Here is a 15439-nt window from a genome sequence, read left to right on the forward strand (position 1 = left end):
CTGAACTGTAGTTTCCCTGCTTCCGCTGCGTCACCAATGAATGCCAATAGAGCCCGAACCGCTGCTCTAAACCTTTCTTAAGGCCAATGTGACACTGCTGGGTTCCCCAGGGTTGGGATCCAGGCGTGAATCTGAGACGAAAAAACGAGATTCCGGTCGACGTTTACATTCCGTTCGTGGAAACGCTGTTTCGCGACGGGTTCACGCTGTCGATCGGCCTTGTTGCGCAGACACTCCTCGTCATTCTGGTCTATTGGAAGACCATGGACTTGGCGTATCTTCTAGTTGCCGCTGGGCTCATCATTGTCGGTACTCTGCGCCTTCGCAACATCCGAAAATACGGGCGACTTCCTTCCCCGACGACGTGGGAAGAAGCCCATGATCGCGAAAACGATTACATAATTTTCGGTTCGATGCATGGTTTCATGCTTGGCGCGTTCTGTTTCGTCAGTATCTATCTGGCAAATGACAGCCACGACAACTATGCCGAAATAGCCTCTGTCTGCGTCACTCTGGCATCGGTCACGTCGATTGCCGGCCGCAATTATGGGTCGCCGCGCATGGTCATGATTTTTATCATAACCACCACATGGCCCATATCGCTTGGCTTTATCCTGCGCGGCGATATCTACCACATCATCCTCGGTCTGATGTCGGCCCCTTTTCTGTTTGCGATCAAGCGGTTCGCCGACATCGTCCGCGAAGTCCTGTTTACCGCCCTGTCGGAGGAAAAGAAGGCGAACCGCATCGCGCAGCGTTTCAACCGCGCGCTCAACACCATGTCGCATGGCCTTGTCATGCTTGGTCCCGACGGCCGGGTGGCGGTGGCCAATGCCGAAGCCGCGCACCTGATGTCGCTCAAATCGGCCGATGCGCTGCTAGGCCGCTCGATCCACGGTCTGCTGATGCGCGGCGCTGCAGGCGGCATGCTGGCGCCGAAAGATTGCCGTTACATCGAAGCCCAGCTGACGCGTGCGTTGCGCGAGGGCCGCGACCGCAAGGTCCTGGTCTCGCTCACCAACGGCCAGCACTATGAATTTTCGGCGCGCGAAGGCAGCCAGGAACTGGGCGTCGTCACTTTCGAGGATGTGACCGCCCGGGTCGAGGCGGAAGACAAGATCCGCTTCATGGCGCGCTACGACAGTCTCACCGGCCTGCCCAACCGCGCCTACTTCCACGAGTTGGTGGTGGAAGCCATGGCCTCAGGGGATCCCGAGCGTCTCTGCGGGCTGGTGGTGCTCGATCTCGACGATTTCAAGAGCGTCAACGACACGCTCGGCCATCCGGTCGGCGACGGATTGATCTACGCCGTTGCCGAGCGGCTGGCGGCAGTCGCTGGGCCAGGCATCACCGTCAGCCGCTTCGGCGGCGACGAGTTCGTGATCTTCTTCGAGCGCATCGAGGATGAAAGCCACTTGACCGGCCAGGTTGATGAGATCTTTGTCAATCTACAGGGCGAGGTCGATGTCGCCGGCCACGGATTACGCATCCAGGCCAGCGGCGGCGCGGTGCTGTCGCGGGTCAAGGATACCGACGTTGACGCCATGATCGTCAAAGCCGACCTTGCACTCTACAAGGCCAAGGAGCTTGGCAAGAACGGTTGGCGGCTGTTCGAGGCCTCCATGGATGCTGCCTTCCGCAGCCGTCAGCTGATGAAGGCGGACCTGCGCAGCGCCGTGGAAAACAACGAATTGCGGGTGGTCTATCAGCCGATCGTGGCGATGAGCACGATGCGTATCGCCAGTTGCGAAGCGCTGTGCCGCTGGGATCATCCCGATCTCGGGCCGATTTCCCCCGGTATCTTTATTCCGCTGGCGGAGGAAATGGGGATTATTTCCGACATCAGCACCTTCGTCCTGCATGCGGCCTGCACGGAATGCGCCAAATGGCCGGCCCAGACCAGCGTGTCGGTCAATCTCTCGGCCAAGGATTTCCGCAACCGTGATGTCATCCAGAAGGTTCGCGACGCGCTGGCTGAATCCGGTCTCTCCGCCGGACGTCTGGAGATCGAAGTCACCGAGACGGCGCTGCTCGACGACAAGTCGCTGACACGCCAATATATCGAGGAGTTGAAGCGGCTCGGCGTGCGCATTGCGCTCGACGATTTCGGTACCGGGTATTCGAGCCTCAGCTATCTCCACAAACTGCCGCTCGACAAAATCAAGATCGACCGCTCGTTCCTGATGGATGTCACTCAGAACAGCCGGTCGCTCGAATTGCTCAAGGGCATCGTCAACCTGTCACGGCCGCTGGGACTTTCGGTTACCGTCGAAGGTGTCGAGACCTTCGAACAGCTCAAGATCCTGGCATTGCAGGTCAAGCCGGACCTGGTCCAGGGCTTTCTGTTCGGGTCGGCACTCAGCGCGTCCGGCATCGAGACGATGTCGAGCACCGTCTGGCCCTTCGCCAAGGACATCCAGACGGCAAGGAAGGCGCCGCGGCGCTGACTTCGCGCTGAAAAACCGCGTATTTTAGTATAATTTTATTAATTATTAACCTTAACGAGCGGTAAACGAAATCCTACTTATTTTCGTCTTTACATCTCATGACCCGTCCGTAGTGTCGGCTGGTGGCGGTAATCGCGGGGAATAGAGTTCATGTGTGCCCAGTTGAGTTCGCTCGGCCATGCGGCGGGCGCTGGTGGGAAAGATGCGTCCGAGACCATGTCCAGCTTCGCGCAACATGTTTATGCGCTGCTTGACCGGACGGAGTACCGACGCTGTGAAAGCGGCGAGGACTTCGAAAGCATTTACAGGCTGCGCTACAATTCCTATCGGATGAACGATCTGGTGCCCGAGAATGCGTCCCGTCAGGTCCATGACGAGTTTGACGAACTGCCCAATTGCCATACGTTCGGAATCTACATCGAGGGGCGGCTGGTCAGCACAATGCGCCTGCATAACGTGTCTGCTGATAACGCCACATCACCAGCGCTCAGCGTCTACAAGGACTTGTTGATGCCGCGTCTGGCGGCCGGCGAAGTCTTTATCGACCCGAGCCGTTTTGCCGTGGACGCCGAATGGTCACGGCTTTACCCGCAGATCCCGTATGTGACGCTGCGCCTTGCGGGCATGGCTTGCTTCCATTTCGGCGCGCCTTATTGCATATCCATGATCCGCGAGGACCATGCGGCTTTCTACAAGCGCATCTATCGGGCGCGACCGATTGGCGATGCGCGGCCCTATGCCGGCGTGATCAACTGTTTCGCGCTGCTTTATCAAGCCGATGTCCTGGCGATCAAGAATGAAACCTACGCTCGCTTTCCGTTCTTCCGTTCGACGCCAATGGAGCAGCGCATGTTGTTCGATACGCCCGGTGCCGGCGAACTCGCCCCGCTGACCATCCTGCCCACCGCCAAGTATTTTCGCGAAGCCGCCTGAACGAGCCCATGGAGCCTTCCGGTCGCTTCGGCGTTCTGGGCAAGGGTGCTGGTGGTAGGTCGGCATGGCCGGCATCCGCCAAGCATCGCTTCGATAGCGATCCGATCAAAGGAACCGATATGACCATTTCCACGCTCGCCCTTACCCCGCTTATCTCGCTGATTGCAGGCGTGCTGATCCTGGTGATGCCGCGGCTGCTCAATTATATCGTCGCCCTTTATCTGATCGTTGTCGGCCTGCTCGGTCTGTTCCCGCATCTCGCCGGCTAACGACATCGGCAATAGCGGACCTGCCATCCATTGTGGTAGGTATCGCCGCGCTTCGCGCAGCGATTTCCAGTTTCGCTTGAGACAGTTGGCTGCGGCGATGCGGCAATAGTGCCATTGCCCTTAACGCGGCTTTTCGCTATGTGCCTGAAAGATGTCTTCGAAGGGGTATTCCTATGGCTGAACACACGCCGACCGGTCCTGTCGAACTGGGCGCGAAGATGGACTATGCCGAGCACGACCGCACCTATGCCGGCTTTGTGATGCTGGCCAAATATGGGTCGCTATTTTGCGCCGCCGTGCTTCTGGCCATGGCGTTCGGCTTCTTTGTGGGCGGCTTCTTCTCGGGGACTATCCTGTTCGTTCTGATCCTGGCCGTCGGCGCCTTTATTCTCCGATAACTCCTCCAACCTTTGTCGAGGGCGCCGCCGGGGGCCGGCCGGCGTCTTGGGTAACGGGTTCCGGCCGAAAGGATCATGCGGTGGGACAGACGGTTTTCATCCCTCGTGAGCTTGACGCGAACGAGCCGCGCGTCGCGGCCTCGCCCGACACGGTGAAGCGGCTGGCGGCACTGGGTTTCGACGTGATTGTCGAAACCGGCGCCGGCACTGCGTCGCGCATTCCCGACGAGGAGTTCGCCCGGGTGGGCGCCGCGATCGGCAAGGCCGGCGATGCAGCCAGGGCCGATGTCGTGCTGAAGGTGCGCCGCCCCATGGACGCCGAGCTGAAGGGCTACAAGTCCGGCGCCGCTGTCATCGCGATCATGGATCCCTACGGCAACGACGCTGCCGTCGCTGCCCTTGCCAAGGCCGGTGTTACTGCCTTCTCCATGGAGTTCATGCCGCGCATCACCCGCGCCCAGTCGATGGACGTTCTATCCAGCCAGGCCAACCTCGCCGGCTATCAGGCGGTGATCGATGCCGCTGCCGAATATGACCGGGCGTTACCGATGATGATGACGGCGGCCGGCACGGTACCGGCAGCGAAGGCGTTCGTCATGGGCGTCGGCGTCGCCGGTCTGCAGGCCATCGCCACCGCGCGCCGCCTCGGCGCCGTGGTCACCGCCACCGACGTGCGCCCGGCCGCCAAGGAGCAGGTCGCCTCGCTCGGCGCAAAATTCCTGGCCGTCGAGGACGAGGAGTTCAAGGCGGCCGAGACGGCCGGCGGCTACGCCAAGGAAATGTCGAAGGGGTACCAGGCCAAGCAGGCGGCGCTGACCGCCGAGCACATCGCCAAGCAGGACATCGTCATCACCACGGCGCTGATCCCCGGCCGTCCGGCGCCGAAGCTGGTCTCGGCAGCAATGGTCGCCTCGATGAAACCCGGCTCGGTGATCGTCGACCTCGCGGTCGAGCGCGGCGGCAATGTCGAGGGCGCCGAAGCCGGCAAGGTGGTGACCACGGCCAACGGGGTAAAGATCGTCGGCCATCTCAACGTTCCCGGTCGCGTCGCCGCCTCCGCCTCGCTTCTCTATGCCAGGAACCTCTATGCCTTCCTCGAGACGCTGGTCGACAAGGCGGCGAAGACGCTTGCCATCAACCACGACGACGAACTGGTCAAGGCAACGATGCTGACCGATGCTGGCAAGATCGTGCATCCGGCTTTCGCAAAGGCTGAGCAGGAGCCGCCAAAGGGCCAATATGTCGAGCCACCGGCCATTCCGGCCAGGACGATGGTTGCCGAGGCTTCGGCGAAGCCGGCTGCGAAGAAAACGGCCGCTTCGAGGAAGCCCAAGACCACCGGAGGGATCGCGTGATGGATCAGACTCTGCAGAAAGCCCTCGACCAGCTCGACCAGGCGACAGCTGCCGTGCGGCTCGCGGTGCAGAACCTGGCGGCCGCGCCCGGCACCGAGGCGGCGGGTGACGCCGCTCACGCGCTGTCCGGCGGTGCCATCGATCCCTTCGTCTTTCGCTTCGCCATCTTTGTCCTGGCGATCTTCGTCGGCTACTACGTCGTGTGGTCCGTCACGCCGGCACTGCACACGCCGCTGATGGCGGTCACCAACGCCATTTCCTCGGTCATCGTCGTCGGCGCGCTGCTGGCCGTCGGCATCTCGGCCTCAGGGCTTGCCACCGGCTTCGGCCTCGTTGCGCTGATGCTGGTATCGGTCAACATCTTCGGCGGCTTCCTCGTCACCCAGCGCATGCTGGCCATGTACAAGAAGAAGGAAAAGTAGGCCGCTATGAACGCCAACTTCGCCTCCTTTCTCTATCTGGTCTCCGGCATCCTGTTCATCCTGGCATTGCGCGGCCTGTCGCATCCGACCACCAGCCGCCAGGGCAACATGTACGGCATGATCGGCATGGGCATCGCCATCGCCACGACGCTGGCGCTGGCGACCCCTTCGGCCGGGCGCTTCGGCCTCATAGTGCTCGGGCTGCTGATAGGCGGCTCGGCCGGTGCGGTCACGGCACGGCGCATTGCCATGACCTCGATGCCGCAGCTGGTCGCCGCCTTCCACTCGCTGGTCGGTCTTGCAGCGGTCATGGTGGCGGCCGCCGCCATCTATGCACCGGAAAGCTTCGGCATCGGCACCGTCGCCGATATTCATGCCCAGGCACTGATCGAGATGAGCCTCGGCGTTGCCATAGGTGCCATCACCTTCACCGGCTCGGTCATCGCCTTTTTGAAGCTCGACGGCCGCATGTCGGGCAAGCCGATCATGATCGGTGGCCGCCACTTCATCAACGCGGCCCTGGGCATTGCGCTGATCGTGCTGATCGTGCTGCTCGTCACCGCCGAGTCCAAGGTGGTGTTCTGGCTGATCGTTGCCGCCTCGCTGGTGCTGGGTGTGCTTCTCATCATCCCGATCGGTGGCGCCGATATGCCGGTGGTCGTGTCGATGCTGAATTCCTATTCGGGCTGGGCCGCGGCCGCCCTGGGCTTCACGCTCGGCAATCTGGCGCTGATCATCACCGGCGCGCTGGTCGGCTCGTCGGGCGCCATCCTGTCTTACATCATGTGCAAAGGCATGAACCGGAGCTTCATCTCGGTCATCCTCGGCGGCTTCGGCGGCGAGACATCAGCCATTGCCAACGACGGCATCGAGCGCACGGTCAAGCAGGGCTCGGCCGAGGATGCCGCCTATCTGATGATGAATGCTCAAAAGGTCATCATCGTGCCGGGCTACGGCATGGCCGTCGCCCAGGCGCAGCACGCCCTGCGCGAGATGGCCGACAAGCTCAAGGCCAACGACGTCGACGTCAAATACGCCATCCACCCGGTTGCCGGCCGCATGCCCGGCCACATGAACGTGCTCTTGGCCGAAGCCAACGTGCCTTATGACGAAGTGTTCGAGCTGGAGGACATCAACTCTGAGTTCGCGCAGGCCGACGTCGCCTATGTCATCGGGGCCAATGACGTCACCAATCCCTCGGCTCGTGACGACAAGTCCTCACCTATCTACGGCATGCCAATCCTCGACGTCGACAAGGCGCGCACTTGCCTGTTCGTCAAGCGCTCGCTCGGCTCCGGCTATGCCGGCATCGACAACACGCTGTTCTACAAGGACGGCACCATGATGCTGCTCGGCGACGCCAAGAAGATGACCGAGGAGATCGTCAAAGCGATGGATCATTGAAACGGCGTCGCTGCCAACTCACTGCCGATCGTCGAATACAGCCCGGCTCCGCGCCGGGCTTTTTCTTGGCTGTTCCCGGTTCTGAAGCTACGATGCCGACCCGTCGTCTTGCTAACGGCGTCATCGTGGAGGTGCTGGTGCCCGACCCTGGTTCTGCTGCATCGCCGGCCGCCGATCTGACCGCAGCAGAGAAGGCGCCACGCAAGCGCAGCCAGGCGGTAGTGGTCGTGCACGGCATGGGCGAGCAGCGGCCCATGGACACGTTGAGGGAGTTTGTCCAGGCCGTATGGAGCCACGATCCGGCCCGTGCACCGTTCTATGCCCATGTCCCCGATCCGGCCGACCCGATGGGTGCGAAGATCAACCAGAGCTGGATCACGCCCGACAGCCGGACCAATTCGCACGAACTCCGCCGGATCACCACGCCCTATGATGTCGATGGCCGCCGCACCGATTTCTACGAGCTTTACTGGGCCGATATCACCCAGGGCACGACCCGAAGCCGCCTTGCTGCCTGGGTGACGACCCTGCTCTGGCGCAAGCCGGCCGATATTCCGCGCGATGTGCTCAAACTCTATGTCGTCACGCTTTTGGCCACCATCGTCGTCCTTGGCGCGGCGCTGGCGCTCGCAACGTCGACCTGGCAAGGCTACATCTCCTGGACGACCGGTGTGCTTGTCACGGTTCTGGCGTCGTTCGTCATCTGGTCGGTGGACCAGTTTGGCTTGCCTTATTTCGGCGACGTTGCCGCCTATGTGCGGGCCGAAGCGGCAACGGTCGAGAAGCGGGCGCTGGTCCGCGAGCGTGGCCTCAAGCTGCTGAAGCGTCTCATGATGGACGATGCCTATGACCGCATCGTGCTGGTCTCGCACAGCCTCGGGTCGATCATCGCCTATGATCTGTTGCAGATATTGTGGGCCGATTTCAGGCCTAGAAAGTTGGAAGCCATTCGCGACAAAGCGAGGCTGAAGGCGATCCACGTCGTCGACAAGGCGACGCTGGCCGCCGATGCCTCCGCTTGGCCCGACAGCCTCGATGACCTCCCCGCATTCCGGCGCAGCCAATGGGAGCTCTACCGGCAGCTTCGCGTCGGCGACGCCGATCATCCGCTGCCGTGGAAGATCAGCGATTTCGTCACGCTCGGCAGTCCGCTGACCCACAGCGAGTTTCTGGTGACCTACAACCTCGCCGAATTCAGGCGCGGCATCGCCGAGCGCCTGTTTTCGGCATGCCCGCCGATCGCCGACAGGGCGGCGGGCGGGACCATGCTCTACCAGGAAGGGCGCAGCCATTCCGGCAAGCCGCAGCGGGCGGTGCATCATGGCGCGGTGTTTGCCGCGACGCGCTGGACCAATATTTTCGACAGGGGCAATGGCTGGCTGACCGGCGACCCGATTTCAGGGCGGATGACGGAAAATTTTGGTCCCGGCGTGGAAAACATCCAGGTCGAGCTGCGCGGCTCGGGCGGCCGCGTCTTCACGCACAGGCTCTACTGGTCGCTGACGGCGAGCGGCGTCGAGGTCAACGCGCCGGCCGGCGTACAACCGCGCTCGCACCTTGCCGTGCTGCGCGATGCGGTCGATCTCGGCCGCAAACTGGAAGCTGAGCTGTAGGCGGCGAGCAGCGCACGACAATGCCGCGGCGGCAGTTCAAAGCAAGGTCCCCTTCGGACGCAATCTTCCGGAAGCGGACCGAGTTCGCTTAGTCACCGATCAACGATTGGTCAGGAAAATCGCTTCCTCGTCGTCGCGCTGCCTGCCGCCAAGTGCTGCAGCCGCGCTGGCAATGAAGGCCCCGACGACCAGCGACAGCGCGCCAATCAGCGAGAAGGTGGCGCCTGCCTTTCTGGCGGTGTCGGCCGCCTGCTGGGCCTTGACCTTGGCGTCCTGCGCTCTGGCGATTACCGCATCGACGCGAGCGGTGGCATCCGCTTCGGACAGGCCTGTGCGGGCGGCCACCAGCCGCGACAGATAGGTCTTGTCGTCGGCCGATATTTCGCCTGCTGCGGCACTCGCGATTAGAATGCGCGATGCCTGCGCCGTTGCCGCAGCGTCGCTCTCCGGATTGGCGGCAGCGAGCCTTGCCGGATCGGCCGGGCGGAACAGCGTATCGACGAAATACGATGTGGCGTTGTCTGTCGAGGCGCTACCCGCGTTTGCAGCAGCACCTGCCGAAGCGCCAATTGCCGCGCCCGATGCCACAGTCGAAGCAGCCTGGACACCGGTACCTATCGCGGCCGAAAGCGCCGTGCCGAGCACGCCGGCGACGAGCAGCGTCGCCAGCGCCCAGGCCAGGAAGCCGTGAGCGGTATCGCGGAAGAAGACTTCATCGGTGTGGATGCCGACCCATTTGGTGCGCAGGCGTCCGGCGAGGTAGCCGCCCAGGGCCGACGACAGCCACTGCACGACGATCAGCCAGACGGCGGTGGAAACGGCGAAAGTCGTGACTGACGCACCCGAGCCGGACCATGGCGACACCATGCTCAGCCCAAGCCCGGAGCCGAGCAGCATCAAGATGAAGGTAAGCGTTGACGCAGCAAAGGCGCCGGCGACGATTGGCCCCCAACTGACAGCAGTGGAAGCGGATTCCGTCGGGGCGGAAACGTCGACAGCTGTTACGGTGGACTGCATCGAAGCCTCCCTACCGTGCGAACAGCATGATCAGAATAATGATCGGAATTGGGACTCCGAGAAGCCAGAGCAAAATGCCACGTCCCATGGATGCCTCCTGCGGCGATTGTGATCAACTACAATGCCTTGAAAGCCTTTCCGTTCCGGCGGTCCTGGTGATCTTTGTTGCGTTGCAGCAGTCGTATTGGTGCGCCAAGGCGCACCAATACACTTCATGCCTGCTGGCTGGGTATCTGGACGGCGGCTCAGATGTCCAGATTGGCAACCGACAGCGCGTTTTCCTGGATGAATTCGCGCCTTGGCTCGACCTCGTCGCCCATCAGCCGTGAAAACAAGCTGTCCGCATCAGTCGCGTCATTGACCTTGACCTGTAACAGCGAGCGCACATTCGGGTCGAGCGTCGTTTCCCAGAGCTGCTCGGCGTTCATTTCGCCAAGGCCCTTGTAGCGCTGCATGGTCAGGCCCCTGCGGCCGGTGGCAAACACGGCATTGAGCAGTGCCAGCGGCCCTGAAATGGTTTCCGAGACATCCTTGCGGCGCAGCACCGGCGGCTCGCCGTAGATTTCCGCCAGGCGCGGCGCATAGCGGTCGAGCTGGCGTGCGTCGGCGGAATTGATCAGCGCCAGGTCGAGATGCGCGAACTCCTTGACGCTGCGCACCGTTCGCTCGAAGACATAGCCGCCAATGCCCTCGTTCGAGGTCGACATGCGGCCGATCCAGCCGCGCTCGGTGTCCTCGGCGATAATGTCGAGACGACGGGCAACACGCTCGGCCGTCTCGTTGGCGCGGCGGAGGTCGGTGAAGATCTCCGGGTTGAGCGCGCCGGCAATCGCTGCCTGCTCGACCACGCCTCTGTTATAGCGCGTGTGCAATCCGTTGATGAGCTGGCGGACAGCCAAGGCGTCGTCGATGGCACTGCGCAGGTCCTGCCCGGCCCGCACCTCGCCTGTGCTGAGCGCAAGCGACGCTTCTTCCAGCCCGGAGCCGATCAGGAATTCCTCGAAGGCGGCTTCGTCCTTGATGTATTGCGAGCTCTTCCCGCGCGTCACCTTGTAGAGCGGCGGCTGCGCGATGTAGAGATGACCGCGTTCGATCAGTTCCGGCATCTGGCGGAAGAAGAAGGTCAGCAGCAAGGTGCGGATGTGGGCGCCGTCGACATCGGCGTCGGTCATCAGGATGATCTTGTGGTAGCGCAGCTTGTCGGCGTTGAACTCGTCCTTGCCGATCGAGGTGCCGAGCGCGGTGATCAGCGTGCCGATCATGTCGGAGCCGAGCATGCGGTCGAAGCGGGCGCGCTCGACATTGAGGATCTTGCCGCGCAGCGGAAGAATGGCCTGGTTCTGGCGCGAACGGCCGCCCTTGGCCGAGCCGCCGGCGCTGTCGCCCTCGACGATAAAGATCTCGGATTTCGCCGGATCGCGCTCCTGGCAATCGGCCAGCTTGCCGGGCAGCGAGGTAACGCCGAGCGAACTCTTGCGGGTGATGTCGCGTGCCTTGCGCGCGGCTTCGCGCGCGGCAGCGGCCTGGATGACCTTCTCGATGACCGCCTTGCCCTCGGTCGGGTGCTCCTCGAGCCAGGTGCCGAGCGCTTCGTTGACAAGCCCTTCGACCACCGGGCGGACCTCGGACGACACCAGCTTGTCCTTGGTCTGCGAGGAGAATTTCGGGTCGGGAACCTTGACCGACAGCACCGCGGTCAGCCCTTCGCGGCAATCATCGCCGATCAGCGCCACTTTTTCCTTCTTGGTCAGGCCCGAGGAGTCGCCATAGCCGGTTATCTGGCGCGTCAGCGCGCCGCGGAAGCCTGCCAGATGCGTGCCGCCGTCGCGTTGCGGGATGTTGTTGGTGAAGGCCAGCACGTTCTCATGGTAGCTGTCGTTCCACCACATGGCGACTTCGACCGTGATGCCGTCGCGCTCGGCGCGGATCGAGATCGGCTTGTCGAGCAACGGCTTCTTCGTCCGGTCGAGATATCGGACGAACTCTTCGAGGCCGCCATCGTAGTGCAATTCATGGCGCATGATGTCGGCATGGCGGGCATCGGTCAAAACGATGCGCACGCCGGAGTTCAGGAAGGCGAGTTCGCGCAGCCGATGCTCCAGCGTACCGTAGTCGAATTCGACCATGGTGAAAGTCTCGGACGACGGCAAAAACGTGATTTCGCTGCCGCTGCGCCCTTCATAGGTGCCGGGGACCTTGTCTTGTTCATAACTGCCGGTGATGCGCAGCGGCGCGTCGGCATTGCCATGCGTGAAACTCATCTCGTAGATATGGCCGTTGCGGCGGATCTTCAGTTTCAGCCAGGCCGACAGGGCGTTGACGACCGACACGCCGACGCCGTGCAGGCCGCCTGAGACCTTGTAGGAGTTCTGGTCGAACTTGCCGCCGGCATGCAGCTGCGTCATGATCACTTCGGCCGCTGAAATGCCTTCGCCGGTGTGGATATCGGTCGGAATGCCGCGGCCATTGTCGATGACCGTCACCGATCCGTCCGGATTGAGCGTCACCGTCACCAGGTCGGCATGGCCGGCCAGTGCTTCGTCGATGGCGTTGTCGACCACCTCATACACCATGTGGTGCAGGCCCGAGCCGTCGTCGGTATCGCCGATATACATGCCCGGCCGCTTGCGAACGGCATCCAAGCCCTTCAAAACCTTGATGGAATCGGCGCCGTATTCGGCTTCAACGCCGTTGGCGATGTCGGTCTGGTCGCTCATGAAAACCTGTCTGATTGATGCCGTGTGCAGAGCGCGAAAAATCGGCTTCGAATCGCGCATTTCTAATGTCGTAGATATAGGCGCAAAAGGCGGTTTTTCCAAGGTTTGCAGGCATTTCGGAACGGAATCACCATCGCGTGAGCCGGCTACCGGCGCGTGGCTTCGATCCTGGCCAGCCGCTCACGTAAAAACTTGATCATGAACTTGTGGCGCGGTGCCAACCGCCCGCTCCGGTCGAGCTCGAGCGTCATGTCGAGCGCCTTGGAAAGCACAGCCTTCGGGTCCTTTGCGACTTGGGCGTAGTCGATATAGGCGACCACCAGGTCGCGCTGCCAGGTGGCGTTGTCCGGATCGGACCGGGCAAGTTTCTCGCGAATGGCCAGGCTGTTCTGAAGGGCTTGCCGGGCGCCCCTGACGTCGCGCTGCCTGAGGCGCAGCGTGGCGACTTCGGACAGCGTTATCGACAAGTCCCGCTGCCAGTCGGAATTGGCGGGATCGAGCTTGGCCAGCCTCTGCGCAATCGCGTAGCTGTCCAGATAGGCTTTCAGCGCGCCTTTGTGGTCGCCCTGTATCGCGAAGACGCCGGCGACTTTCTCGATGCACACGGACAGGTCGCGCTGCCATTCGGTGTTGTTCGGGTCGCCGGCGGCGAGCACGCTGGCCTGCGAAAGTGCCTCACGATAAGCCGAAAGTGCCGCCGGCCAGTTCTGCTGGTCGCTTAGCGCATTGCCGATTTTGGCGTTGCCGACCGACAGGTCGCGCTTCAACTCGGTGTCGTCCGGATCGCGTTTCGCCAGTTGTTTGACGATCGCCAGACCTTCCTTGTAGGCCGCCAGCGCCCCGGCGGCGTCGCCGCGTTCGCGCAACAGGTCGCCTATCGTATCGTGGCTGACCGAGACGTCACGCTGCCGGTCGGCGTCTCCCGGTTTGTCCGCCGCCAGCGCCAGCCGCACCTTCAGGCTCTCTTCATAGGCCGCCTGTGCGTTGTCCAGTTGGCCTGCGATATGGGCAAGGTGACCGATCTCATCGTAGGTGATGGTCAGGTCGCGCTGCAGTTCGGCACGGTCGGGCTCTCCGGCGGCGAGCTGCTTCTTGATCGACAGGCTTTCCTGGTAGACCTCTGCGGCGCCGGCCAGATCGCCTTGCGTCGCCAATACGTTGCCGATCTTGTCGTCGGCCATGGCGAGGTCGCCGAACCACTCCAGATTGTCTGGTTCTGCCTCGGTCAGGCCCTGCAGAATGGTCTTGGCGGTCTCATAATTCTGCAGCGCTGACGGCAGATTGCCTTGCGCCATCCGCACGTTGCCGAGCTTGACGTGGCTGACGGCGAAGTCGCGCTTCACGTTGGGATCGGTTTCATGATGCGACCGCCGCTCGAGATCGGCTTGCAGCGCCTCGAAGGCACGGCCAGCCGCATCGATATTGCCGACCGTGGTATAGAGCTTGCCGAGCTCGTCCAGCGTGCGGATCAAGCGGTCGGCGTCGTCGAGCGACAGCACCACCTGTCCGGCTTCGCCATAAAGCGCCAGCACGGACTCATAGTCCCTGATGGCTGTGGCGTAGTCGAGGTCGGCGCGCGCGGCCCCGCCGGACAGATAGCGCGTTGCGGCCTCGGAGAGCGTGCGGCTGACGAAATTGGCCTTCAGCGCGTTGCGCGAGACATTGTCGATCTCGGCTGCCTCGGCGAGCTTTTTACGCGCGGCATCGAACGCTCCCAGCGAAAGCTGCTCTTCGGCCTGCCGGCGCAACGCTGCCACCCGCAGATCGTCGGAGCCAAGCGTCTGCATTTCGCTCCGCACCTTGACGAAGGCGTCGGCTGCCTCACGCAGCCTGGCGTTCAGACTGTCCGCGGAGAGGTGGCCGGCATCGGAACTGATCAACGCGCCATAGAGCGGTGCCAGCGGCATGTCGGCGTCGCTGGCGATCTTCTCCACTTCGCCGCGCATCGCGGGCGTCACCTCGGCCATGGCCAGCAACAGGCGTTCGCGTTCCGGCAATTTCTCCTTGGCCGAGGCGGCAAAGAACAGCTGCGGCAGGCCGCTCTCGACATAGGGCAATTGCTTGCCGCGCGAGAGGTCGTAAACCTCCTGCTGCACGAGCGTCAGCACGGAGCGGATCTCGAGACCTTCGGTGCCGAGGTATTTCGTCAGCGCCGCGGTAAACGGCGAATTCTGGTCCGTCCCATCCGCGGCGGTCTCGCCGGGCGCCGCCGAGAAGGCAAACAGGATGTTTTCTGCCCGCCCGATGCGGCCAAGACCCGGCCGGACCTTGTCGCTGACCTCTTTTACCAGCGCCGTTGCGCCGCGGCCTTCGCCGCCCGTAGCCGCAAACGGATCGCTGCGGCAGGCATCGAGCACGATCAGTCCGACCTTGCTGGTGGCGGCGACGGTCGCGCGGATCTCCTCCAGCGGCAGGCTGGTCCTTTCCAGCGTAGCGAGCGACGACGCGTCTGCATCGACCGGCAGGAGCCGATTCTCGCCGGCTATCTCGACGCCGTGGCCGGAGAAGAACACCAGCGCCACGTCGGCGCCTTTGGCATCCTCGCGGAAATCGTCAAGCGCCCGGCGCATGCGCCGCAGGTCGCGGTTGGTTTCGAGGAAGACCTCGAAACCGAGCTTCCTCAGCACCGTTTCCATGATCTCGCCGTCATTGACGGGATTGGCGAGCGGCCGGATCAGCCGGTAGTCGTTCTCGGCGATGACCAGCGCAGCGCGCCGCTCCGCCATTGCAGCGGAGGCCGTCGAGAGGATCAGCAGCAAGGCAAACAGAAAACGCAAATCGAACCGCCCCGGCCCGGTCATTTGCCGGAGCATTCCATCTCTTTATGGCATGAGCAAGTTACGGCATCGGCAAGCCGGGCCGTT

General features: G+C 62.6%; 11 protein-coding genes. 8 read left to right on the forward strand and 3 right to left on the reverse strand.

Annotated features, from left to right (window positions below; translation table 11 throughout):
• The first annotated feature begins 125 nt into the window (after positions 1-125).
• The 8 genes from NKH16_RS07530 (at position 126) to NKH16_RS07565 (ending at position 8841) form a co-directional block, all read left to right on the forward strand.
• Positions 126-2447: a putative bifunctional diguanylate cyclase/phosphodiesterase gene (locus tag NKH16_RS07530; protein ID WP_352898882.1), complete on the forward strand. Its 2322-nt coding sequence runs from the start codon at positions 126-128 to the stop codon at positions 2445-2447.
• Between the two features lie 150 nt (positions 2448-2597).
• The gene (locus NKH16_RS07535; protein WP_023676258.1) at positions 2598-3380 is read left to right on the forward strand and encodes an N-acyl amino acid synthase FeeM domain-containing protein; all 783 of its coding nucleotides are present in this window, start codon (positions 2598-2600) and stop codon (positions 3378-3380) included.
• A 119-nt stretch (positions 3381-3499) separates the two neighbouring features.
• Entirely contained in the window at positions 3500-3649 is a 150-nt protein-coding gene (locus NKH16_RS07540) for a DUF3096 domain-containing protein (RefSeq protein WP_013528205.1), read from the forward strand.
• A 173-nt stretch (positions 3650-3822) separates the two neighbouring features.
• Positions 3823-4047, forward strand: a complete 225-nt coding sequence (locus NKH16_RS07545) for an aa3-type cytochrome c oxidase subunit IV (RefSeq protein WP_352522521.1) — start codon at positions 3823-3825, stop codon at positions 4045-4047.
• 80 nt (positions 4048-4127) lie between these two features.
• Complete coding sequence (locus tag NKH16_RS07550) at positions 4128-5402, forward strand: Re/Si-specific NAD(P)(+) transhydrogenase subunit alpha (protein WP_352745846.1); 1275 nt, start codon at positions 4128-4130, stop codon at positions 5400-5402.
• Entirely contained in the window at positions 5402-5824 is a 423-nt protein-coding gene (locus NKH16_RS07555; RefSeq protein ID WP_502894805.1) for an NAD(P) transhydrogenase subunit alpha part 2, read from the forward strand. Before NKH16_RS07550 ends, NKH16_RS07555 begins: the two co-directional genes overlap by 1 nt.
• A gap of 6 nt (positions 5825-5830) precedes the next feature.
• Complete coding sequence (locus NKH16_RS07560) at positions 5831-7228, forward strand: NAD(P)(+) transhydrogenase (Re/Si-specific) subunit beta (RefSeq protein WP_352745849.1); 1398 nt, start codon at positions 5831-5833, stop codon at positions 7226-7228.
• Positions 7229-7320: 92 nt separating this feature from the next.
• On the forward strand, positions 7321-8841 hold the full coding sequence (locus NKH16_RS07565; protein WP_352745850.1) for a hypothetical protein: 1521 nt from the start codon (positions 7321-7323) through the stop codon (positions 8839-8841).
• 99 nt (positions 8842-8940) lie between these two features.
• Here NKH16_RS07565 and NKH16_RS07570 read toward each other — a convergent pair whose 3' ends face one another.
• From NKH16_RS07570 to NKH16_RS07580, 3 genes are all read right to left on the reverse strand, one after another.
• Positions 8941-9858: a hypothetical protein gene (locus tag NKH16_RS07570; RefSeq protein WP_352743817.1), complete on the reverse strand. Its 918-nt coding sequence runs from the start codon at positions 9856-9858 to the stop codon at positions 8941-8943.
• 245 nt (positions 9859-10103) lie between these two features.
• The gene (gene gyrB / locus NKH16_RS07575) at positions 10104-12575 is read right to left on the reverse strand and encodes a DNA topoisomerase (ATP-hydrolyzing) subunit B (RefSeq protein ID WP_352898886.1); all 2472 of its coding nucleotides are present in this window, start codon (positions 12573-12575) and stop codon (positions 10104-10106) included.
• Between the two features lie 146 nt (positions 12576-12721).
• Positions 12722-15388 carry a caspase family protein gene (locus tag NKH16_RS07580; protein ID WP_352898888.1) on the reverse strand — a complete coding sequence of 889 codons (2667 nt, stop codon included), beginning with the start codon at positions 15386-15388 and terminating at the stop codon, positions 12722-12724.
• Between the last annotated feature and the right edge of the window lie 51 nt (positions 15389-15439).

The sequence above is a fragment of the Mesorhizobium sp. M1307 genome, from assembly GCF_040318155.1.
Lineage (GTDB): Bacteria > Pseudomonadota > Alphaproteobacteria > Rhizobiales > Rhizobiaceae > Mesorhizobium.

Coding starts and splice junctions, on each gene's coding strand:
- NKH16_RS07535 (WP_023676258.1), top strand. CDS start 2,598: ATGTGTGCCCAGTTGAGTTCGCTCGGCCATGCGGCGGGCGCTGGTGGG.
- NKH16_RS07540 (WP_013528205.1), top strand. CDS start 3,500: ATGACCATTTCCACGCTCGCCCTTACCCCGCTTATCTCGCTGATTGCA.
- NKH16_RS07545 (WP_352522521.1), top strand. CDS start 3,823: ATGGCTGAACACACGCCGACCGGTCCTGTCGAACTGGGCGCGAAGATG.
- NKH16_RS07555 (WP_502894805.1), top strand. CDS start 5,402: ATGGATCAGACTCTGCAGAAAGCCCTCGACCAGCTCGACCAGGCGACA.
- NKH16_RS07560 (WP_352745849.1), top strand. CDS start 5,831: ATGAACGCCAACTTCGCCTCCTTTCTCTATCTGGTCTCCGGCATCCTG.
- NKH16_RS07565 (WP_352745850.1), top strand. CDS start 7,321: ATGCCGACCCGTCGTCTTGCTAACGGCGTCATCGTGGAGGTGCTGGTG.
- NKH16_RS07570 (WP_352743817.1), bottom strand. CDS start 9,858: ATGCAGTCCACCGTAACAGCTGTCGACGTTTCCGCCCCGACGGAATCC.
- gyrB (WP_352898886.1), bottom strand. CDS start 12,575: ATGAGCGACCAGACCGACATCGCCAACGGCGTTGAAGCCGAATACGGC.
- NKH16_RS07580 (WP_352898888.1), bottom strand. CDS start 15,388: ATGCTCCGGCAAATGACCGGGCCGGGGCGGTTCGATTTGCGTTTTCTG.